Annotated in this window: 14 protein-coding genes; 8 read left to right on the top strand and 6 right to left on the bottom strand. The window is 66.7% G+C overall.

What is annotated here, in order from left to right; all coding sequences use genetic code 11:
• The first annotated feature begins 386 nt into the window (after positions 1–386).
• The 4 genes from MFM001_RS02955 to MFM001_RS02940 all read left to right on the top strand — a co-directional run bounded on the left by MFM001_RS02955 (position 387) and on the right by MFM001_RS02940 (position 3,582).
• Entirely contained in the window at positions 387–743 is a 357-nt protein-coding gene (locus MFM001_RS02955; protein ID WP_238158867.1) for an anti-sigma factor antagonist, read from the top strand.
• A 107-nt stretch (positions 744–850) separates the two neighbouring features.
• Positions 851–3,049, top strand: a complete 2,199-nt coding sequence (glgX, locus tag MFM001_RS02950; protein WP_116373330.1) for a glycogen debranching protein GlgX — start codon at positions 851–853, stop codon at positions 3,047–3,049.
• Positions 3,046–3,324, top strand: a complete 279-nt coding sequence (locus tag MFM001_RS02945; protein ID WP_116373328.1) for a hypothetical protein — start codon at positions 3,046–3,048, stop codon at positions 3,322–3,324. The genes glgX and MFM001_RS02945 overlap by 4 nt, the downstream gene beginning before the upstream one ends.
• 30 nt (positions 3,325–3,354) lie before the next feature.
• Entirely contained in the window at positions 3,355–3,582 is a 228-nt protein-coding gene (locus MFM001_RS02940; RefSeq protein ID WP_116373326.1) for a deoxyribodipyrimidine photolyase, read from the top strand.
• Positions 3,583–3,595: 13 nt separating this feature from the next.
• Here the strand turns inward: MFM001_RS02940 and MFM001_RS02935 are convergent, their stop codons facing one another.
• The 3 genes from MFM001_RS02935 to MFM001_RS24295 all read right to left on the bottom strand — a co-directional run bounded on the left by MFM001_RS02935 (position 3,596) and on the right by MFM001_RS24295 (position 5,599).
• Positions 3,596–3,913, bottom strand: a complete 318-nt coding sequence (locus tag MFM001_RS02935) for an ESX-1 secretion-associated protein (protein ID WP_116373324.1) — start codon at positions 3,911–3,913, stop codon at positions 3,596–3,598.
• A 23-nt stretch (positions 3,914–3,936) separates the two neighbouring features.
• Positions 3,937–4,671 (bottom strand): EspA/EspE family type VII secretion system effector, encoded by a 735-nt coding sequence (locus tag MFM001_RS02930; RefSeq protein ID WP_116373322.1) that lies wholly within the window; start codon positions 4,669–4,671, stop codon positions 3,937–3,939.
• 97 nt (positions 4,672–4,768) lie between these two features.
• Positions 4,769–5,599 carry a hypothetical protein gene (locus tag MFM001_RS24295; protein WP_142760666.1) on the bottom strand — a complete coding sequence of 277 codons (831 nt, stop codon included), beginning with the start codon at positions 5,597–5,599 and terminating at the stop codon, positions 4,769–4,771.
• A 74-nt stretch (positions 5,600–5,673) separates the two neighbouring features.
• On the opposite strand from MFM001_RS24295, the gene MFM001_RS02920 reads away from it, so the two are divergent.
• From MFM001_RS02920 to MFM001_RS02910, 4 genes are all read left to right on the top strand, one after another.
• Positions 5,674–8,949: an arabinosyltransferase domain-containing protein gene (locus MFM001_RS02920; RefSeq protein ID WP_116373318.1), complete on the top strand. Its 3,276-nt coding sequence runs from the start codon at positions 5,674–5,676 to the stop codon at positions 8,947–8,949.
• Positions 8,946–12,128, top strand: coding sequence for an arabinosyltransferase domain-containing protein (locus MFM001_RS02915; RefSeq protein ID WP_192886828.1), 3,183 nt, complete (start codon positions 8,946–8,948; stop codon positions 12,126–12,128). Before MFM001_RS02920 ends, MFM001_RS02915 begins: the two co-directional genes overlap by 4 nt.
• Positions 12,129–12,219: 91 nt before the next feature.
• Positions 12,220–12,357 (top strand): hypothetical protein, encoded by a 138-nt coding sequence (locus MFM001_RS24435; protein ID WP_160117987.1) that lies wholly within the window; start codon positions 12,220–12,222, stop codon positions 12,355–12,357.
• Positions 12,354–13,217, top strand: coding sequence for an SGNH/GDSL hydrolase family protein (locus tag MFM001_RS02910; protein ID WP_142760665.1), 864 nt, complete (start codon positions 12,354–12,356; stop codon positions 13,215–13,217). The genes MFM001_RS24435 and MFM001_RS02910 overlap by 4 nt, the downstream gene beginning before the upstream one ends.
• Here MFM001_RS02910 and MFM001_RS02905 read toward each other — a convergent pair.
• From MFM001_RS02905 to fadD32, 3 genes are read right to left on the bottom strand one after another with little or no spacing between them, the layout of a single operon-like run.
• A complete protein-coding gene (locus MFM001_RS02905; RefSeq protein ID WP_116373313.1) occupies positions 13,214–14,767 on the bottom strand; it encodes an acyl-CoA carboxylase subunit beta in 1,554 nt (517 codons plus the stop codon). The two genes, MFM001_RS02910 and MFM001_RS02905, sit on opposite strands and share 4 nt — an antisense overlap.
• Positions 14,764–20,055 (bottom strand): polyketide synthase Pks13, encoded by a 5,292-nt coding sequence (pks13, locus tag MFM001_RS02900; protein ID WP_116373311.1) that lies wholly within the window; start codon positions 20,053–20,055, stop codon positions 14,764–14,766. Before pks13 ends, MFM001_RS02905 begins: the two co-directional genes overlap by 4 nt.
• Complete coding sequence (fadD32, locus tag MFM001_RS02895) at positions 20,052–21,953, bottom strand: long-chain-fatty-acid--AMP ligase FadD32 (RefSeq protein ID WP_116373309.1); 1,902 nt, start codon at positions 21,951–21,953, stop codon at positions 20,052–20,054. Before fadD32 ends, pks13 begins: the two co-directional genes overlap by 4 nt.
• Between the last annotated feature and the right edge of the window lie 123 nt (positions 21,954–22,076).

Here is a 22,076-nt window from a genome sequence, read left to right as displayed (position 1 = left end):
CCAGGGCGGCGATACCAGACCGGACGCTGCATATCTGAACGTCCGGGGTTGCACTCCGTATATCGCCTGGTGTACGAGGGCAAGACGCAACCAATCACCCCTCCACCACTAGGTGGCTTTCCCAGTTCGCCGGATGCGCCAAACCCGGGTTTGGCGAAGAATCGATTCAATCCCTTGCTTTTTTGGGGCCCCGTCCCTTTAGACTGTCGTTGGTTATCCGGACCTCAGCTAGTAAGAAACCTTGGTCCTGTCTTCAGATGTGTAGGACGGGCATTGATCATGACCCGCACTACCAAGAAGGCACCATGGGCCCCGATACTGAGAGTTCTCGTTTTCCGGATGCGTTGATCGCATGGCAAACCACGCCATTAGCGGGCACACAACGCATGCTGCGAGCGACCGCCGAGCGTAACGGCTCGGCCGTAATTGTCTGCGTTGGCGGCGAGGTGGACGCCAGCAATGAGCCAGAGTGGGAGCACCTGCTGACCAGCATGGCGGATGCCGCTGTCCCGCCGGGGCCATTTGTGGTCGACGTCCGTGACCTCGACTTCATCGGCGCCAGCGCCTATGCAATGTTGGCCAGCGAGGCAGAGCGGTGTAAGCACCGTGGGGTGCGGCTGTGCCTGGTCAGTACCCGGCCGGAGACTGCGCGAGCCGTGGCTGCCTGCGGATTAGGCCAGTTGCTGCCCGTCGAGACGACGCTCGAGGCGGCGCTGTCGCAGCTCACCGGCGAAGTCCTGTAGCGGCCCGGTTTGCGCTCGGTCCAGCGGGGTATTCGGTCCCGGCTGTGGTGGCAACGCGCAAGGACGGGAGATCGATTGATGCGGCTGGGCTCACTCGGGAGTCAGCGATGAGCGAGATGACCGACTCGGCAGTCGACGTGGCGGTCCGACGCTGGCCCGGGGACGCGTACCCCTTGGGTGCGACGTATGACGGCTCAGGTACCAACTTCGCGATCTTCAGCGAGGCGGCGGAATCCGTGGAGCTCTGTCTTTTCGCCGACGACGGCGAGGAGACGCGGGTACCGCTGATCGAAGTCGACGGGTTCGTCTGGCACGCCTTTCTGCCCGACGTTGCGCCCGGCCAGCGGTACGGATACCGCGTGCACGGCCCCTACGATCCGGCTGCCGGCCATCGGTGCAACCCCAACAAGTTGCTGCTGGATCCCTACGCCCGCGCCATCGACGGCAATTTCGAGTGGGATCAGTCGTTGTTCGGTTACACGTTCGGCGACCCGGACAGCCGCAACGACGAGGATTCGGCGGCGCACATGCCGAAATCGGTGGTGATCAACCCGTTTTTCGACTGGGACGCCGACCGCCCACCCCGACACGCCTACGCGGACACCGTCATCTACGAGGCGCACGTGAAGGGCCTGACGCAAAGCCATCCCGACCTCCCGGCGCCGCTGCGGGGAAAGTACGCCGGTATCGCGCATCCGGTCATCATCGAGCACCTGCAGAAATTGGGCATCACCGCGATCGAGCTGATGCCGGTGCACCACTTCGCCAATGATTCGACGCTGCTCGACAAGGGGTTGTCGAACTACTGGGGCTACAACAGCATTGGGTTCTTCGCCCCGGACTTCAAGTACGGCTCGGGTGGCAGCCCCGGCAGCCAGGTGAACGAGTTCAAGACCATGGTGCGCACACTGCACGAAGCCGGCATCGAGGTCATCCTGGACGTGGTCTACAACCACACCGCCGAGGGCAACCATTTGGGACCCACGATCTGCATGCGCGGACTCGACAACGCCGCCTACTACCGACTCGTCGACGACGATCCGCGTTACTACATGGACTACACCGGCTGCGGTAACAGCCTCAACGTCCGCCACCCGCACTGCTTGCAACTGATCATGGACTCGTTGCGGTATTGGGTAACCGAGATGCACGTCGACGGGTTCCGCTTCGACCTGGCGTCGACGCTCGCCCGGGAGTTCTACGACGTCGACCGGCTGTCCACCTTTTTCGAGCTGGTGCAACAGGATCCGACCGTCAGCCAGGTCAAGCTGATCGCCGAACCGTGGGACGTCGGTCCCGGCGGATACCAAGTCGGAAACTTCCCGCCGCAGTGGACCGAATGGAACGGCAAGTATCGCGACACCGTGCGCGACTACTGGCGCGGGGAGTCCGCCACCCTGGGCGAATACGCCTCTCGGCTGACCGGGTCGGCGGACCTCTACGAGCGCACCGCGCGCCGGCCGGTGGCGTCGATCAACTTCGTCACCGCCCACGACGGGTTCACGCTACGAGACCTGGTGTCTTACAACGAAAAACACAACGAGGCCAACGGCGAGGACAACCGGGACGGCGAATCGCACAACAGGTCGTGGAACTGCGGGGTCGAGGGACCGACAGACGACTCCGAAATCAACGCACTGCGGTCACGTCAGCAACGTAATTTTCTGGCCACGCTGCTGTTGTCCCAAGGCGTTCCGATGATCTGCCACGGCGACGAACTGGGCCGCTCGCAAGACGGCAACAACAACGGCTTCTGCCAGGACAACGAGACGACGTGGATCCAGTGGGACAAAGCAGACGCTGAACTCATCGACTTCACGGCATCGGTGTCGGCGCTGCGTGCCGCGCACCCGATCTTCCGCCGGCGCCGCTTCTTCGACGGGCGGCCGGTGCGCCGCCGCGGCGCGGAAGGCCTGCCGGACATCTCCTGGTTCAAGCCAGACGGATCGGAAATGAGCGACGACGACTGGGACGCCGGTTTCGGTAAGGCGATCGCCGTGTACCTCAACGGGTTAGGGATTCCCGACCGCGATGCCCGCGGCGAGCGGGTGAGCGACGACTCGTTTTTCCTGTGTTTCAACGCCCACCATGAGCCGATCGATTTCATGCTGCCTCCACAGGAGTTCAGCCCGGCGTGGCAGATCGTGCTCGACACCGCGACGGCCGATCTCGACGACGACAAACCGCGGGAAAGCGGCAGCACCGTGCCCGTGCAGTCCCGTGCGATGGTGGTGCTGCAAGCGGCCCAAACACCCGATGGCACAGGTGCTTCCAATCAACGCCCACCACAGGAAGGTCAACGATGAAACCCGTTGCATGCGCCGCGATCGCGGTAACCATATTGTTGTTCAGTGGATGCTCCGCCTCTGAAGTCGTGAACACCGGTGGCGACACCAAATGCAAGGACTTCACCAGTCAGGACGAGAAGAAGCAGAACGAAGAGATCAGCAAGATGCTCAAGGACAAGAACGGATCTGAGCCCGGCGAACTCCAGATCTCGACGACGCGCCTGTCTGTGACGACCTACTGCCAAACGGTCGGCAAGCAGGACAGCAAGATCTCCGAGGCGCCGCACGGCTGATCAGCCGAGCATCTTTGAAAGAAGGTTCGCATGTTGCACTCGCTGGTGCTTGCCGCTCAGGCCGACCCCCAAGCCGCGGGCATCATCCTTCGCGGCATCAAGGCGATTTTCGTCGCCATCGGAAGCATCATCGCCGCGATCGTGTGCGCGCTGATCGCCGGCATGAAGGGTCGCAACCCGTTCGGATGGGGCATCCTGGGGCTGTTTTTCAGCATCATCACGCTGATCGTTGTCATCGTCATTCCCAGCAAGAAGTGACGGCGCGGCGGCACTAGCCCGGATGCATCTGCCTGTCGAGGTCGCTTCCTTCTTGCCGGTCGGTGACGTCGTAGCGGGAAGCGGCTGAATCCAGTTTCCCGGCAAGGTCATGCGATACCGCTTGCATGCCCTTGGCCGCCTTGGTGCGGGACAGTTCGGCGGCCAACACCGCCGCACTGGTCAGCGAGCAAACCAAACCATGCGAGCTGCCGACATTCATGCCGGTACCCCGGGTCGCCATATCGGCCGAGGCGACGTCGCTGGCGACTTGGCGGTGCTGACTCGACAGTTTGCGCAGATCCTCTGGAGTGACCTGTAATTCGCCGCCCATTTGTAATTCCTTTCTGCGGTGAACTACGCAGCGCCCGTCGGATGCGCGTCGGACGCGATGCGGTCGTATCCGGCCCCGGCCCGCCGGATCAACGTTGCATTGTGTGCAGCGTCGGAAGTCATCTGCGTGACCGCCTTAACGCAGGGAGGAATTGTTCCGGCGACGGCAGCGACTTGGACGGCCATCGAAGCGACTTCGCCGCCCACCGGGATGGCGAGTGCCAGTAACGCCGGGATGATGGACAGTGTCAGCGCGGTCGCGTTGTGGTCTAGTGTTTCCCGTGTTTTCTCGACCTGCTCGGCCTCACGATGAAGGACTTCCTTCACCGTCTTGTCGTTTTCCGCCATCTCGGCCGCGCGCTGCTGCTGCTCTTTGTTTCGCTCGCCGTATGTTTCCGACGCGGACCCCTCCCAGCTGTCCGGTGGATGGGTAGATCCCAGCGTTTCGCCGATGCGGTTGAACGCATTGGCGCCCTCGGCGAATCCGTTCCCGGTCTCCGGGTCACCGAAACCGAGCGTGTTGGCCATTGCCATCATGGCCAACAGACCGCCCTGGATGACGGGCAGCGCTGCGGCTTCCGGGATTGCGGCCTCCAGCTTTTCGCCGATCTGCAGGCCGATAGTGTGGGTGAAACCGACGAAGTCAGCACCGATTCCTGTCAGCGACCACGCGGTGTCTTTCTTGACGCCTTGTGGGTGGTCGTAGACGAGACCCTTCCAAAAGTTGAAACTCTCGTAGATATCTCTGAGGTCGCCCACGCCAATCCCATCGTCAGACGCTAACGCGGTTATCGCTCAGGCTAGCAAGCTGTGGAATGGGTACTGCACACGAAATTCGCGCGAAGCCACCTGGGATTCAACCAAGCTCAAAACGGGCCTCCTGCAACCGCCGCAGACCCCGGTCGTCGGTCAACTCCACCCGGTACTCCGGGTGACGCCAATAGAATCGCACCAGCTCGCGGAGTGCGTCGCCATCGGTGGCGTACCAACCTGCCTGCTTCACCGACGGAGTTCTACCGTTAGCCATCGCCATGGTGATGGGGCACAACGCGTACGCATGGGCGAAAGTGAGTTTGAACGGACCCCGACCGTACGACCGCACCGGAGACACATCGCTGACTTCGGTGACGTCCGACCACTCACCCTTCTGCGCCCAAAGGCCCTGCGCGAACACGAATCCCCGCGGGGACAGTTGCAGGTAGCCTCCGCCGCGGCGTTTGATGGTCAACCACACAAAAACGGCGCACACCACCGCGGTGGCAGCGGAAATGGAGAGATACACCCGTCGTATTTCTTCAGGGACGCCGACAAGCAATACACCCAAGTACCCCAGAACAGCCCAAGATCCCCAGACGACGGCTCCGACCACCAGCAACACAGCGGCAAGGATGTCGAAGCGGCGATCGGGGCGGAGTGTGGTTCCCGTCGGGTCCGCCGTTCCGCGAGGTACGAACCTTGCCATGTACAGCCACTGAAAAAACGGGATGAGCCAAAAGACCGCCAAGCCCACAAGCAGTCCGGCGAGCAGGTATTTGCCGTGAAGCCCAGCGATGAGTGCCCCACCCGCACACAAAGCTGTGCCGCCGCCCAACAAAGAAAGAGCAAGCCTTCTTAGTATTCGGTTCTGCCTGGCTCTGTCGTTCGCTTGGTCGGCCGGCGAAACATGACTCGCGTGCGGGTCGGTCACGTTCGGAGTTTATCGCCGGTAATCCGCCGCTCCGGGCAGCATCATCGCCGGACGGTCGCCTACGATCGACCCTCGTGCCCCACGACGACGAGCGATCGACGCAGCGGATCGCGCGGCTCATCGCCGTCGTCGCGGGAATTGCGGGGGTACTTCTCTGCGGCATCGTCCCGTTGCTTCCGGTCAAGCAGACCACCGCGACGATTCTCTGGCCGCAGGGCACCAAAGACGGCCACGTCACCGACATCACCGCGCCACTGGTATCCGGCGCGCCACGGGCGCTCGACATCTCCATTCCCTGCCCGGCGATCGCCACCCTGCCCGCCGCCGGCGGTCTGGTGCTCTCGACGCTGCCGTCCGACGGGTTCGAGACCGGCAAGAACGGGCTGTTCGTCCGCGCCAACAAGGACACCGTCGTCGTCGCGTTCCGCGACACGGTGGCCGCGGTAGCGCCCCGCGCCGCCATCGCCGCCGGCGCCTGCAGCGTCCTGCATCTCTGGGGCGACGCCGGCGGAGCAAACGCCGACTTCGTCGGGATCCCCGGCGCGGCCGGCAAACTGGCGCCCGAGAAGAAGCCGCAGGTCGGTGGCGTCTTCACCGACCTCAAGGTGCCCGCCCAACCGGGGCTGTCGGTCCGCGTCGACATCGACACCCGCTTCATCACCGCCCCGACCATGCTGAAGAAGGCCGTGATGGGTCTGGGCGCACTGTCGGTGCTCGCCGCGATCGTCGCGCTGGGGGTTCTGGACCGGCAATCCGGCCGTCGCGCCCCTCGTAACTGGCGGCATTTCTGGCGGGCGGGGATCGCCACCTGGCTCGCCGACATCGGCGTCGTCGGCGCCCTGTTGTTGTGGCACGTCATCGGCGCCACGTCCTCCGACGACGGCTACAACCTCACCATCGCCCGGGTCTCCCGGCAGGCTGGCTACCTGGCCAACTACTACCGGTTCTTCGGGACCACCGAGGCGCCGTTCGACTGGTATCCGGCGGTTTTGGCGCACCTGGCCACGGTGAGCACGGCCGGGGTGTGGATGCGGCTGCCCGCCACCCTGGCCGGCATCGTCTGCTGGCTGATCATCAGCCGATACGTGCTGCGCCGACTCGGCCCGGGCAAGGGCGGTTTGGCATCCAACCGTGTCGCGGTATGGACCGCCGGCGCGGTGTTTTTGGCCGCCTGGCTGCCGTTCAACAACGGCCTGCGGCCCGAGCCCCTGATCGCACTGGGCGTGATCGCCACCTGGTCGCTGGTGGAGAGCGCGATCGCGACCCGGCGGCTGGTCCCCGCGGCGCTGGCGATCATCGTCGCGATGCTGACCGCGACGCTGGCGCCGCAGGGGCTGATCGCCGTGGCCGCGCTGCTCACCGGCGCCCGGGCGATCGCCCGGATGATCGCGACGCGCCGACCGGTCGACGGGCTCCTGGCGCCGCTTGCGGTGTTGACGGCATCGCTGTCGCTGATCACCGTCGTGGTATTCCGGTCGCAGACGCTGGCCACCGTCGGTGAGTCGGCGCGCATCAAGTACAAAGTGGGCCCGACGATCGCGTGGTACCAGGAGTGGCTGCGCTACTACTTCGTCACGGTGGAGAGCAACGCCGACGGGTCGATGACCCGGCGCTTCGCGTGGCTGGTGCTGTTTTTCTGTCTGTTCGGCGCGCTGGTCGTGCTGCTGCGACGCGGCCGGGTGGCGGGCCTGGCCAGCGGCGCGGTGTGGCGGCTGATCGGCACCACCGCGGCGGGGCTCCTGCTCCTGACCTTCACGCCGACGAAGTGGGCGGTGCAGTTCGGCGCGTTCGCCGGGCTGGCCGGCGCGCTGGGCGCGGTCACCGGGTTCGCGTTCGCCCGGGTCGGCCTGCACAGCCGCCGCAACCTGACCCTGTACATCACCGGGCTGCTGTTCGTGCTGGCCTGGGCAACGTCGGGGATCAACGGCTGGTTCTACGTCGGCAACTACGGGGTGCCGTGGTTCGACATCCAGCCGGTCATCGCGAGTCACCCGGTGACGTCGATGTTCCTGGCGGCGTCGATCGCGACCGGCCTGCTGGCGGCCTGGCAGCACTTCCGGATGGACTACGCCGGGCACACCGAGATCCAGCCCACCCGCCGCAACCGCATCCTGGCCTCGACCCCACTGCTGGTGGTGGCGGCGATCATGGTGCTGGCCGAAGTGGGCTCGATGGCCAAAGCCGCCGCGGTCCGCTATCCGATGTACACCACCGCCAAGGCCAACCTCGCCGCGCTGAAATCCGGCCTGTCGGATACCAGTTGCGCGATGGCCGACGACGTGCTGGCCGAACCGGACACCAATGCCGGTCTGCTGCAACCATTTCCGGGACAACAATACGGGCCGGCGGGTCCGCTGGGCGGCGTCAATCCAATTGGCTTCAGCCCCAACGGCGTCGGCAAGGACCTGCAGTCGGATCCGGTGGTGTCCAAGCCCGGCCTGGTCAACTCCGACGCCTCCCCCAACAAGCCGAATGCCGCGATCAGCGACTCAGCCGGCACCGCTGGCGGGTACGGCGCGGTCGGGGTGAACGGTTCGCGGGCGGCGCTGCCGTTCGGCCTGGACCCGGCCCGCACTCCGGTGATGGGCAGCTACGGCGAGAACAGCCTGGCCGCCACCGCCACCTCGGCGTGGTACCAGCTTCCGCCGCGCACCCCGGACCGGCCGCTCGTCGTCGTCTCCGCCGCCGGCGCGATCTGGTCCTACAAAGAGGACGGCGACTTCTCTTACGGCCAACAGCTGAAACTGGAATGGGGCGTCACTCGGCCGGACGGCAGCACGCAACCTTTGGGCCAGGTGTATCCGATCGACCTCGGCCCGCAGCCGGCGTGGCGCAACCTGCGATTCCCGTTGACGACGGCCCCGCCGGAGGCCAACGCCGCACGCATCGTCGCCTACGACCCCAACCTGAGCTCCGAGCAGTGGTTCGCGTTCACCCCGCCCCGGGTTCCGGTGCTGCAAACCCTGCAGCAGCTGATCGGGTCGCAGGCCCCGGTGCTGATGGACATCGCAACCGCCGCGAACTTCCCCTGCCAGCGGCCGTTCTCCGAACACCTTGGCGTGGCGGAACTTCCGGACTACCGGATCCTTCCCGACCACAAACAGACGGCCGCGTCGTCGAACCTGTGGCAGTCGGCCGAGGACGGCGGGCCGTTCCTGTTCACCACCGCGCTGCTGTGGACCTCCACGATCCCGACCTACCTGCGCGACGACTGGTACCGGGACTGGGGCTCGGTGGAGGCCTACCACCGCTTCGTGCCGACTGACCAGGCGCCGAATGCCGCGATCGAGCAGGGCACCGTCACCGTCTACGGCTGGAGCCGACAAGGACCGATTCGAGCACTGCCATGACGATGACCCAGGACTCCACGGCCCGCGACGTACAGGTGGCGCGCTGGGTGGCGGCGATCGCCGGGCTGATCGGCTTCGTGCTGTCGGTCGCGACGCCGCTCCTGCCCGTCGTGCAGACCACCGCGACCCTGAATTGGCCGCAACAGGGGCAGTTCACAAACGTTACGGCGCCGCTGATTTCGCAGACGCCGGTCGCGGTGACGGTGACTGTGCCGTGCTCCGTGGTGAACGCGATGCCCCCGAAGGGCGGGCTGGTGCTGGGCACCGCGCCCAAACAGGGCAAGGACGCCGCGCTGCAGGGCCTGTTCGTCAACGTCAGCAGTCAGCGCGTCGACGTCACCGACCGCAACGTGGTGATCGCCAGCGTCGCGCGCAGCCAGGCAGGCTACTGTCAGCGCATCGAGATCACCTCGACGCACAAGGGCACGTTCGCCACCTTCGTCGGGTTGCCCGGGCCGCCCGGACAGCCGCAGGGCTTCCCTGACCCCAACTTGCGCCCGCAGATCGTCGGGGTGTTCACCGACCTGACCGGTCCGGCGCCGCCCGAGCTGCGGATGTCGGCGACGATCGACACCCGATTCTCCACCAAGCCAACGGTTTTGAAGCTGACCGCGATCGTGCTGGCGATCGCGTCGACCATCGTCGCGCTGATCGCGCTGTGGCGACTGGACCGGATGGACGGCCGCCGGATGCGCCGGCTGATCCCCGGCCGCTGGCACGGTTTCAGTTTGGCCGACGCCACGGTGATCTTCGTCTTCCTGCTCTGGCATGTGATCGGGGCGAACTCCTCGGACGACGGCTACATCCTGGGCATGGCCCGTGTTGCCGACCACGCCGGCTACATGTCCAACTACTTCCGCTGGTTCGGCAGCCCGGAGGACCCGTTCGGCTGGTACTACAACCTGCTGGCACTGATGACCCATGTCAGCGACCAGAGCATCTGGATTCGGTTGCCGGACTTGGTCGCCGGGCTGGTGTGCTGGCTGCTGCTATCCCGCGAGGTGCTGCCCCGACTGGGGCCGGCGGTGGCGTCGAGCAGGGCCGCGCTGTGGGCGGCGGGCCTGGTGCTGCTGGCGGCGTGGATGCCGTTCAACAACGGTCTGCGGCCCGAAGGCATCATCGCGGTGGGGTCGCTGATCACCTATGTGCTGATCGAGCGGTCGATGTACTCGGGCCGGATGACGCCCGCGGCGCTGGCGATCGTCGCCGCCGCGTTCACGCTCGGGATTCAGCCCACCGGTCTGATCGCGGTGGCCGCGTTGGTGGCCGGTGGTCGCCCGATCCTGCGGATCCTGGTGCGACGGCATCGTCTGGTCGGCACCTGGCCGTTGGTGGCGCCGCTGCTGGCAGCCGGCTTCGTGATCCTGCCGGTGGTGTTCGCCGACCAGACGTTGTCAACGGTGTTCGAGGCCACCAGGATTCGCGGCGCGATCGGGCCTAGCCAGGCCTGGTACACCGAGAACCTGCGCTACTACTACCTGATCCTGCCCACTGTCGACGGCTCGCTGTCGCGGCGGTTCGGCTTCCTGATCACATTCCTGTGTCTGCTCGCCGCGCTGTTTATCATGTTGCGCCGCAAGCGGGTTCCGGGTGTGGCCCGCGGCCCGGCGTGGCGCCTGATGGGTGTCATCTTCGGCACCATGTTCTTCCTGATGTTCACCCCCACCAAGTGGGTGCACCACTTCGGGCTGTTCGCCGCGGTCGGTGCGGCGATGGCGGCACTGACGACGGTGCTGGTTTCTCCCAAGGTGCTGCGCTGGTCACGCAACCGGATGGGGTTCGTGGCGGCGGTGTTCTTCTTGCTGGCGTTGTGCTTCGCCACCACCAACGGCTGGTGGTACGTGTCGAGCTACGGCGTGCCGTTCAACAGCACGATGCCCAAGATCGACGGAATTACGGTCAGCACAATCTTTTTCGTGCTGTTTGCGCTGACCGCGCTGTATGCCGCCTGGTTGCACTTCGCGCCCCGCGACCGCGGGGAGGGCCGGCTGGGCCGCGCGCTGACCGCCGCGCCGGTGCCGATCGCGGCGGGCTTCATGGTGTGCGTGTTCGTCGCGTCGATGGTCGCCGGGATCGTGCGCCAATATCCCACCTACTCCAACGGCTGGGCCAACCTGCGGGCCTTCACCGGCGGCTGCGGGCTGGCCGACGACGTGCTGGTCGAGCCCGACGCCAACGACGGCTTCATGCCCGCACTGCCCGGCGACTACGGTTCGCTTGGTCCATTAGGCGGAGTGACCCCTGTCGGCTTCACCTCGAGCGGTGTGCCGGAACACACTGTGGCCGAGGCGATTCGGATGGCCAGCCCGCCGCAGCCTGGCGTCGACTACGACTGGGATGCCCCGACCAAGCTGAAGACGCCGGGCATCAACGGCTCGACGGTGCCGCTGCCCTACGGTCTTGACCCCGCCCGGGTTCCGCTGGCCGGCAGTTACACGACGGGCCCGCAGCAGGAGAGCCGGCTCACCTCGGCCTGGTATCAGCTGCCCAAGCGCGACGACGCGCATCCGCTGGTGGTCGTGACGGCCGCGGGCAAGATCGCCGGCAACAGCGTGCTACACGGACACACCGACGGGCAGACGGTCGTGCTGGAGTACGCGCGGGCCGATCTGGCACCGGCGGGGCGGCTGGTGCCCTACGACCTGTACGGCGAACAGCCCAAGGCATGGCGCAACCTTCGGTTCGCCCGCTCCGATATCCCGGCCGACGCGGTGGCGGTCCGGGTGGTGGCCGACGATCTGTCGCTGACGCCGGAGGACTGGATCGCGGTGACCCCGCCGCGGGTGCCGGAGTTGCGCTCGCTGCAGGAGTACGTCGGGTCGTCGCAGCCGGTGCTGATGGACTGGGCGGTCGGGCTGGCCTTCCCGTGCCAGCAGCCGATGCTGCACGCCAACGGTGTCACCGACATCCCGAAGTTCCGGATCACCCCGGACTACACCGCCAAGAAGCAGGACACCGACACCTGGGAAGACGGCGTCAACGGCGGCCTGCTTGGCATCACCGACGTGCTGCTGCGTGCGCACGTGATGGCCACCTACCTGTCACGGGACTGGGGCCGCGACTGGGGGTCGCTGCGTAAGTTCGACACGATCGTCAACGCGCATCCGGCCCAGCTCGACCTGGGCACCGCGACCCGGACCGGCTGGTGGTCGCCCGGGCAGATCCGTATCAAGCCCTGACCGGCCTCGAACGTGGAGTTGTTGCACNNGTGCAACAACTCCACGTTCGGCGGGCGATTGGCGACGGCCGATCGTGGGTATTCCGGAGGCCATGCGTGCGGAAGAAGGCGACGAAACGGTCGACGAGATTGCCGACGAGGCCAAGGACGCCAAGCAAGAGCTCAAAGAGTCCACCGAGGCGGGCAAAAAGGTGCAGCAGGAGTCCGACGACTCCGACAAGCAGCGGTGAGACCGGGCTGGCGACTGGTCGCACTGGCGTCCCTGTTCAGCGTGGGGGTGCTCGCTTGCGGCCCGCCTTCGCCCACTGCCGCGCGGCCGTCGTCGAGCTATGTCGCGATGGGCGACTCGGCCGCCGCGGCACCGGGTGTGCCGGACGCCGCGCCGCCGCTCGGCTGTGACAAATCGACCAACGACTACCCGTCGGTGCTTGCGCGGCGCATCTCGCCGGCGAGTTTCACCGATGTCACCTGCAGCGGCGCGACGACGGACGACATCACCAGTCGGGCACAACAGACCGCCCGCGGCCCAGTCCCGCGGCAACTCGATGCGGTCGGTACCGACACCACTCTGATCACGATCACGATCGGCGGCAACGACGTCGGGTTGGCCGGCGACGCAGCGCATTGCCGCGCCGCGTCACTGGAATCGCCGCCATGCGTGGACAGGTTCGTGACCGACGGCGTGGACAGCATCTCGGCGGCAATCAACGCGCAGGTGCCGGTCTGGGGCGCGATGATCGACGACGTCCGCGCCAAGGCGCCGGCCGCGCGCATCGTCCTGGTCGGGTACCTGTCCTACATCCGGCCCGGCGGTTGCTTTCCCGACGAGCCGGTGCTGCCCAAGGACGCCAACTACTTCGAGTCGAAAATCAACGAACTGGACGATCAGCAAAAGCAATTGGCGACCGCCAAGGGAATCGACTACTTCGACACCCGGCCGCTGTCCGTCGGCCACGACATGTGCGCGCCGCCCGACCAACGCTATGTCGAGGGGTACGTGGCCGTCAATCCTGCTGCGCCGCTGCACCCTAACGCGATGGGTGCCGCCGCCGTCGGCAATGCGCTTGCTGACTGGCTAACTGGCCGCTAGACCGGGATCAGGCCGTGCTTGCGGCCGACCCTCCTATGCAACTGCTTGTCGCGCAAGATATGCAGCGACTTGCGCAGCAGCAGACGGGTGGTGTGCGGTTCGATGACTCCATCGATGTAGCCACGCTCGGCGGCGGTCCACGGGATGGCCATGTTGAGGTTGTAGCCCTCGATGAAGTCCTTCTTGATCGCTTGGGCCTCCGGAGTCGTGGGGTCCGGGAATCGCTTCATCAACAGTTGCGCGGCTCCCTCGGCGCCGATCACCGCGATGCGCGCGGTGGGCCAGGCGAAGTTGAAGTCCGCGGTCAGCTGCTTGGATCCCATCACCGCGTACGCGCCGCCGTAGGACTTGCGGACAGTGATCGTCACCTTCGGCACGTCGGCCTCCACGACGGCGTACAGGAATCGACCGCCGCGCTTGATGATTCCGTTCTTCTCCTGCTCCGCTCCGGGCAAGAAGCCGGGAGTGTCGACGACGAACACCAACGGGATGTCGAACGCGTCGCAGAACCGGACGAACCGCGCGGCTTTGTCGGAGGCCTCGTTGTCGATCGATCCGGACAGCACCATGGGCTGGTTGGCCACCACGCCGACCGCGCGTCCGTCGACGCGCGCGAACCCGGTGATGATTGCCTGCCCCGCCTGCGCAGCGACGTCGAGGAAGTCGCCGTCGTCGAAGATCCGCAGCAGGATCTCGTGCATGTCGTAGGCCGTGTTGTCGTTGTCCGGCACGATCGAGTCGAGTTCCAGGTCGGTCCGGGTGATCTCCGGCTCCAGGCCCGGGTTGACGATCGGCGGCTTGTCGAAGCAGTTCGACGGCACAAACGACAGGAAGTCACGCACGTACTGGTAAGCGGCGGCCTCGGATTCGACAACCTGGTGGATGTTGCCGTAGCGGGCCTGCGCGTCGGCGCCGCCCAGCTCATCGAGGGTGACCTCCTCGCCGGTGACATCTTTGATCACGTCGGGCCCGGTAACGAAGAAGTAGCCCTGGTCACGCACCGCGACCAACAGGTCGTCCTGAATTGGCGAATAGACCGCTCCCCCAGCACATTTCCCAAAAATGAGGGATATCTGCGGCACGAGCCCGGACAGCGCCTCGTGGCGTCGGCCCAGCTCGGCGTACCACGCCAGTGAGGTGGCGGTGTCCTGGATGCGGGCGCCGGCGGAATCGTTGATGCCGATGATGGGACAGGCCACCATCGCGCACCACTCCATCAAGTCGGCGACCTTGCGGCCGAACATCTCACCAACGGAGCCCTGGAACACCGTCTGGTCGGTGGAGAACACCCCGACCGGCCGGCCGTTGATCATGGCGCGACCGGTGACCACGCCGTCGCTGTAAGGCGCGTTGGGATCGCCCGGCGTACGGGCCAGCGCACCGGTCTCCAGGAAGCTGCCCGGGTCGACCAGGTCATAGACGCGGGAGCGGGCGCTCGGGATGCCCTTTTTGTCTCGCCTGGCGATTGCCTTCGGATCGCCGGGTTCCCTGGCCAGCTCCAGCTTTTCCCGGAGTTCGGCCAGAAGCTCGGCGGTCGTCTTGGTCGTCACTTGCCTGCCTTCTCCTCAGCTTCGATCCTGCCCAGCGCCTGCGTCATATGCGCGCCGACCTTCGCGATGATCGGCTCGTCGATGACCTGGATGTGCTCGCCGCCGACGGGCACCACCTCGAGGTCCGACACATACTGGCCCCACCCGCCGTCGGGTTTACGGGTGGCGTAGCGCGGCTCGAACATGATCGCGTCGTCGTGGTAGCGGTCGGCCATGTAGAGCGTGACATGTCCGTCGTAGGGCCGGATCTGGGCGGTGTCGATGGCCCGTTGGTCCAGATACGACGTGCGCTGGTGCTCGATGATGCCACCGGGAATCTGCACACCACTGGCTTTGACGGCCTCGAGAACGAACCGGACCTGGCCCTCGTCGTCGAGTTCTTCCAGCTGTTCGTAAGGGATTTCGGGGATCTGCACGTTGAAGGTCCGCTCGGCGAAGCGCGCGTAGCGCTCCCAACGCTTGCGGGTCTCCTCCTTGGTCTGCGGGATCTCCTCGCCCGGACGGACCGCGTCGATCAGCCCGACGAACGGCACGTCGCAGCCCTGCTGCTTAAGCCCGATCGCGCAGGCGTAGGCCAGCGCGCCGCCAAGCGACCATCCGGCCAGCACAAAGGGCCCATTGCCTTGCAGTTCAAGGAGTTTCGGCACGTACTGCGCGGCCCGCTCCTCGATGGTGCCCTCGACACGCTCGAATCCGTACATCGGGGTGTCGGCCGGCAGGCGTTTGAGCAGCGGCTCGTAGACCACCGTCGACCCGCCCGCGGCGTGGAACACGAACACCGGGACCTTGCTGGAACCCTCGGGCCTGGGCCGAAGGATGCGCACAAACCCGTCGATCTGGCCGGCCTCCAGGTACTCGCGCACCGTGGTGGCCAGCTCTTCGATGGTCTGCGCGGACTTGACGTCCTCGGCGCTGATCGGACCCTCGGCGCGCTCGGAAAGCCGTTGGGCCATCTTGGCGGCCGCGTCGTCGTCCAGCTTGGGCAACGGGTTGAAGATGCCGCCCGGCGACTTGCCGGTGACGATCGCCCACGTGGCGAACGTGACCCGCTCGGAGGCATCACGCGGCGGCACGTCGGAACCCAGCGCCTCGGCGACGGCCTGCTGGTTGAGCGCCTGCGCTGCGCCCGCCAAGTTGGGCTGCGCCGACGGACCCGAGGGGTCACTCGGCGGAGGCGGGATCGGTACATCGGAAGCCGGCTGCGCCGCTTGGGTTTCCGGCTCCGCTTGCGGATCGGCGGCCTCGGTCACCGTGGACGGCGTGGCGCCCGAGAGCAACGCCGCCTGCTCCTTGGCGATCTCCTCGGCCGTCATCGTCTTTTGGTGCTCGTGCAGCTGCTGTACCTCGTCGCGATGCTCGATCGCGTACTTGATGAGCTCCTCGATGTTGTAGAGGTTGGCGTCGCGGACGGCCTGCAACTGGATCGGCGGCAGGTCGAAGTCGTACTCGACGCGGTTCTTGATCCGCACCGCCATCAACGAATCCAGCCCCAGCTCGATCAGCGGCACCTCCCATGGCAGGTCATCGGGCTCGTAACCCATCGCCATCGACACGATGGTCGCCAGCCGGTCGTGAACCGTCTCACCGGAATCCGGCGACCACTTGCGTAAATCACCGGCCTGGCGCGCGGTCAGGCTGTCGTGCAGGACCTCCGCATCCGGTTCGGCGGCGGCGGCCTCGGCTGTCGGTGCGCCGTTGGTGGGCGCAGCGGTCACCGGTGCGGCCACTGCCGCTCCGGCGCCGACCGCCGTCGGCAACACCGCAGCCTGCCCGCCCCGGGACACCAGCGCGTCGTACACCAACGTGAACGACTCGTCGATGCGCGCATGCACCTGAACCGCCGCCCCGCCGGGATGGCGGGTCAGCGTCGTCACCAACCGGGCGTTCTCGGCGGGCACCGCCCGCTGCTCGGACGCGGTCAGCTGCGCATCCGGAATAACCGCAGCCGCAGCGGCTTTCACCAAAGCGGCCAGGTCGGTCGCTCCGCGCGGCGCGTACTCCCACACGTGCCGGCCGTCGGGCAGCGCCACGTGGTTGCCCGGCATCATCACCGACGCGTCGCCGGAGAAGTGCGCGTCGAGCCAGTGTTCCTTGCGGCGGAACCGGGTCGGCGGGATGTTGGCGTAGTCCTCCGGGCCGCCGGCACGGGTGAACAGCGTGCGGATGTCGAGGTCGTGGCCGTGGACGAACAGCTGGGCCATCGCCGTCGTCATCGCGTCGACCTCGTCGACCTTGCGGGCCAGCGTCGAAATCAGTTGCGCGTCAGGCAGTCCGGCAGCAGCGGTGGTCAGTCCCACCTGCATCAGCGCCACCGGGTTGGGCGCCAGCTCCAGGAACGTGGTGTGCCCGCTGTCGACGGCGTTGCGCACACCCTGGGTGAAGTAGACCGAATGCCGAAGGCCCTTCTTCCAGTAGTCCACGTCGTGGATCGGCTCGCCGCCGGGCCGGATGTAGGTGCCCTCATGCACGGTCGAGAAGTAACCGCACGCCAGCGGCATCGGGTGGATGCCCTGCAGTTCGGCGGTGAACTCGCCGAGCAATGGGTCCATCTGCGCGGTGTGGCTGGCGCCCTTGGTCTGGAACTTGCGGGCGAACTTGCCCTCGGACTCACAGCGGGCGATGATCGCGTCCACCTGCTCGGGCGGGCCGCCGATCACGGTCTGGGTCGGAGCGGCGTAGACGCAGACCTCCAGGTCGGGGAAGTCGGCGAAGACGGTCTTGATCTCCTCGGCGGAGTACTCCACCAGCGCCATCAGCCGGATGTACTCACCGAACAGCATCGCCTCGCCCTCGCCCATCAGCCGGGCGCGCGGGACGATGATCCGGACGGTGTCGCGCAGCGAGAGCCCGCCGGCGAAGTAGGCGGCGCCCGGCTCGCCCAGTGATTGGCCGATCACCGCGGCGGGCTTGGCCCCGTGCGCTTTGAGCACCTCGCCCAGCGCGATCTGGATGGCGAAGATCACCAATTGGACGGCTTCGATGGGGTATTCGACGGTGTCGCCGGTGTAGTCCACCGCGTCGTCGAGGATCATCTCGAGGATCGAGACGCCGCGCTCGTCCTGGATCAGCGCGTCGAGCTTGTCGATCCACTCGGCGAAGATCGGGTCGCGCAGATAGAGGCTCTTGCCCATCTTGCGGTGCTGCGCACCGAAACCGGCGAGCACCCACACCGGGCCGTTGGTCACCGGCCCGTCGGTGGAGAACACGTTGGGCCGCTGCTTGCCCTCGGCGATCGCGCGCAAACCCTTGATGGCCTCGTCGTGGTCACGCGCCAAAACCACTGCGCGGGAACGGCCGTGGTTACGGCGCGACAGCGACCGGCCGATCGACTCCAGCGACGACGCCCGGCCCTCCGGGCTTTCCATCCAGTCGGCCAGCTCGGCGGCGGCGGCCTTCTTGCGCGACGTCAAAAACGCCGATACGGCCAGCGGGACTAGCGGGGCCTGCTGCTCGGATGCCGCAAGCTCTTGTAGCGCAACCTCTTTGAGCCGCTCGGCTTCCTCCGTCAGGCCGGGAAGCTCGTACTCCGGCTCGGCGCCGTTGGTCTCGACGAACTCGCCGTACTCGTCGAACCGCGCATGCTCGGTGTGCTGTTCCTCGGCGGGTGCCTCAGCCGGCTCGGCCTCTGGTTCCGGCTCGCGCTCGACGACGTCGCGCGGCAGAACCTCGCGCAGCACCACGTGCGCGTTGGCACCGCCGAACCCGAAGCTGGACACGCCGGCCACCGCGTAGCCGCTGTAGCGCGGCCAATCGGCAACGGTGTCAAGAACTTTCAAATGCGCCGCGTCGAAGTCGATGTACGGGTTGGGCCCCGCGTAGTTGATCGACGGCGGCAGCTTGTCGTGCTGCAGCGCCAACACCATCTTGGCCAGGCTGGCCGCACCGGCCGCCGACTCCAGGTGCCCGATGTTGGTCTTGATCGCGCCCAGCAGCGCCGGCTTGTCGGCGGGCCGGCCGCGGCCGACGACGCGGCCCAGCGCCTGCGCCTCGATCGGGTCGCCGAGAACCGTTCCGGTGCCGTGGGCTTCGATGTAGTCGACGGTGCGCGGGTTGATGCCCGCGTCCTTGTAAGCCCGGCGCAGCACGTCGGCCTGCGCATCCGGGTTGGGGGCGATGAGCCCGTTGGAGCGGCCGTCGTGGTTGACCGCGCTGCCGGCGATCACGGCCAGAATCTGGTCGCCGTCGCGGCGGGCGTCCTCGACCCGCTTGAGCACCAGCATGCCGCCGCCCTCGGAGCGGGTGTAGCCGTCGGCGTCCGACGAGAACGACTTGATCCGGCCGTCGGGTGCGAGCACCTGGCCGATCTCGTCGAACCCGAGGGTGACCACCGGGGTGATCAGCGCGTTGACACCGCCGGCGACGGCCACGTCGCACTCGCCGCTGCGCAGCGCCTGCACCGCCTGGTGTGTGGCGACCAGCGAACTCGAGCAGGCGGTGTCGACCGCCACCGACGGGCCGTGGAAGTCGTAGAAGTACGAAACCCGGTTGGCGACAATCGAACTCGCCGTGCCGGTGATCGCATAGGGGTGCGCGACGGTGGGGTCCGACATCGCCAGGAAGCTGTAGTCGGCGACCGAGGTGCCGATGTAGACGCCGACGGCCTCGCCGCGCAGGCTCGACGCCGGGATGCGGGCATGCTCGAGCGCCTCCCAGGTCAGCTCGAGCGCCATCCGCTGCTGCGGGTCGATGTTGTCGGCCTCGGTCTTGGACAGCGCGAAGAACTCCGAGTCGAAGCCCTTGATGTCCTTGAGGTAGCCGCCGCGGGTGCGGGCCTTGTTGACCCGGTCGGCGATCCGCGGCTCTTCCATGAACTCCGACCAGCGCCCCTCGGGCAGATCGGTGATCCCGTCGCGACCCTCCAGCAGCGCCTGCCAGGTCTCGTCCGGGGTGTTCATGTCGCCGGGGAAGCGGGTGGCCAAACCCACCACGGCGATGTCGACCCGTTCGACGGGACCGCTTCGCGTCCAGTCGAAGTCGTCCGCCTCGGCGGCCTGATCCTCCGGGTCGCCCTCGACGATCCAGGTGGCCAACGATTCGATCGTCGGGTGCTCGAACGCGGCCGCGATCGACACCGTCACCCCGGTGCGGTCCTCGATGTCGGCGGCCATCGCGACGGCGTCGCGCGAGGACAACCCCAGCTCCACCAACGGGGTGGCCTCGTCGACCGCGTCGGGCGAGCGCCCGGTGGCTTTGGCGACCCAATCACGCAGCCACTGCCGCACCTCGGCGACGGTCATGTCGGTGCGGGCGGGCTTGACGGACTCAGTGGCAGTGTCTGTTTCAGTCATACGGCGGGGTCCACCTGATCGGGGAAGGCGTTGGGTGAAGCGGTGCCGCTGCGCAGGCTGCCGTCGAGGTAGGCGGTGCGGCAGGCGCGGCGGCCGATCTTGCCGCTGGAGGTCCGGGGCACCGAACCGGCCTGCACCAGCAGCACGTCGCGCACGGTCACCCCGTGCCGGACGGCGATGGCCGCGCGGATGTCGTCGGCGATGGGCTGGTAGTCCAGCTTGTGCGCGCCCGGCGCCCGCTCTGCGACGATCACCAGCTGTTCGGAGGTGTCGTCGGGGTCGTACTTCAGCCCGGCGTGCGGGTTGTCGAACACCTCGCGGGGCAGCTGGTTGGCGGGTACCGAGAACGCGGCCACGTATCCGGTGCGCAGCGCGCGGCTGGCCTCCTGCGCCGAGTACTCCAGGTCCTGCGGGTAGTGGTTACGGCCGTCGATGATGACGAGATCCTTGACCCGGCCGGTGATGTACAGGTGGCCCTTGTAATAGGTGCCGTAGTCGCCGGTGCGTACCCACAGCCCGTCGTCGGGGGCGCCCTCGGCGTGCGACGGGCTGGTCCGCGACTTGAGGATGTTCTTGAAGGTCTCCTGCGTCTCCTCCTCGCGCTTCCAGTAACCCATCCCCATGTTCGTGCCGTGCAGCCAGATCTCGCCGATCTGGCCGTCGGGCAGTTCGGAGGCCGACTCAACGTCGACGATCACCGCCCACTCGTCGACACCGATCAGGCCGGCGGAGACCTGGGTGACCGCGTTGGGCGCGTCCGGCTCCACCTCGACGAACCGGTGGTTGTTCAGCGCCTCACGGTCGACGTGGATCACCGTCGGCCCCTCGGACATCGGGGTGATGGAGACGAACAGCGTCGCCTCGGCCAGCCCGTAGCAGGGCTTCATCACGGTGTCGCGCAATCCGAACGGACGGAACGAGTCGTGGAATTTGCGCATCGACGCCACCGACACCGGCTCACTGCCGTTGAGCAGCGCCTTGACGTTCGACAGGTCCAGCGGCTCCTCGTCGTCCCTGGGCACCCCGCGCACCGCCGCGTGCTCGTAGGCGAAGTTCGGCGCCACCGAGTAGACCTCACCGGTTTCACCGGGTTTGCGCGCCATCTCCCGTATCCAGCGAATCGGCCGGCGCACGAACGCCGCCGGCGTCATGAAGGTGTTGTGGTAGCCGAGCACCGGCGACAGCATGATCGCGATCAGGCCCATGTCGTGGAAGAAGGGCAGCCAGGTGACCCCGCGGTCGCCTTCCTTGCCTTCGAAGGCGTTCAGCACCTGAACCACGTTGTGGGCCAGGTTCAGCGCGGTGATCTCCACACCGGTCGGGGTGCGGGTCGACCCAGAGGTGTATTGAAGGTAGGCGATCGTGTCGGGGGTCTCGTCGGGCATTTCCCACGTGCCGGCGACCTCGTTGGGCACCGCGTCGACGGCGATGACGCGCGGCCGCTCCTTGGCGGGGCGGCTGCGGAAGAATTTGCGGACGCCCTCAGCCGAGTCGCTGGTGGTCAGGATCGCCGTCGGGCTGCAGTCGTCGAGCACCGCGTGCAGGCGGCCGACGTGGCCGGGCTCGCTCGGGTCGAACAGCGGCACCGCGATCCGCCCCGAGTAGAGGATGCCGAAAAACCCGGTCAGGTAGTCGAGGTTCTGCGGGCACAGGATCGCGACCCGGTCGCCCGGCTGGGTGACCTGCTGCAGACGGGCGCCGATCGCGCGGTTGCGCGCCCCGAACTCGGCCCAGGAAATGTCGCGCGCGATGCCGTCACGCTCGGTCGAGAAGTCCAGGAATCGGTAGGCGAGCTTGTCGCCGCGCACCGCCGCCCACCGCTCGACGTGACGGACCAGGTTGGCGTTCTCCGGGAACCTGATCTTTCCGTTCACGACGAACGGGTTGTGGTACGCCATTGCCACTGTCTCCTGTCACCACATATCTGAAGGACAAATCTCTAGAGCTCCGCCGACGGCTGCGCCCGACTCGGGTCGGTCGGCGGGACGCCGGATCTTTCGCCTGCGCCGTTCGTCGCGAAC

Origin of the sequence: Mycobacterium sp. MFM001, assembly GCF_003402475.1 — a bacterium.
Lineage (GTDB): Bacteria > Actinomycetota > Actinomycetes > Mycobacteriales > Mycobacteriaceae > Mycobacterium.
The sequence above is the reverse complement of the archived record's forward strand: the minus strand, read 5'-3'. Positions and strand labels throughout refer to the sequence as shown.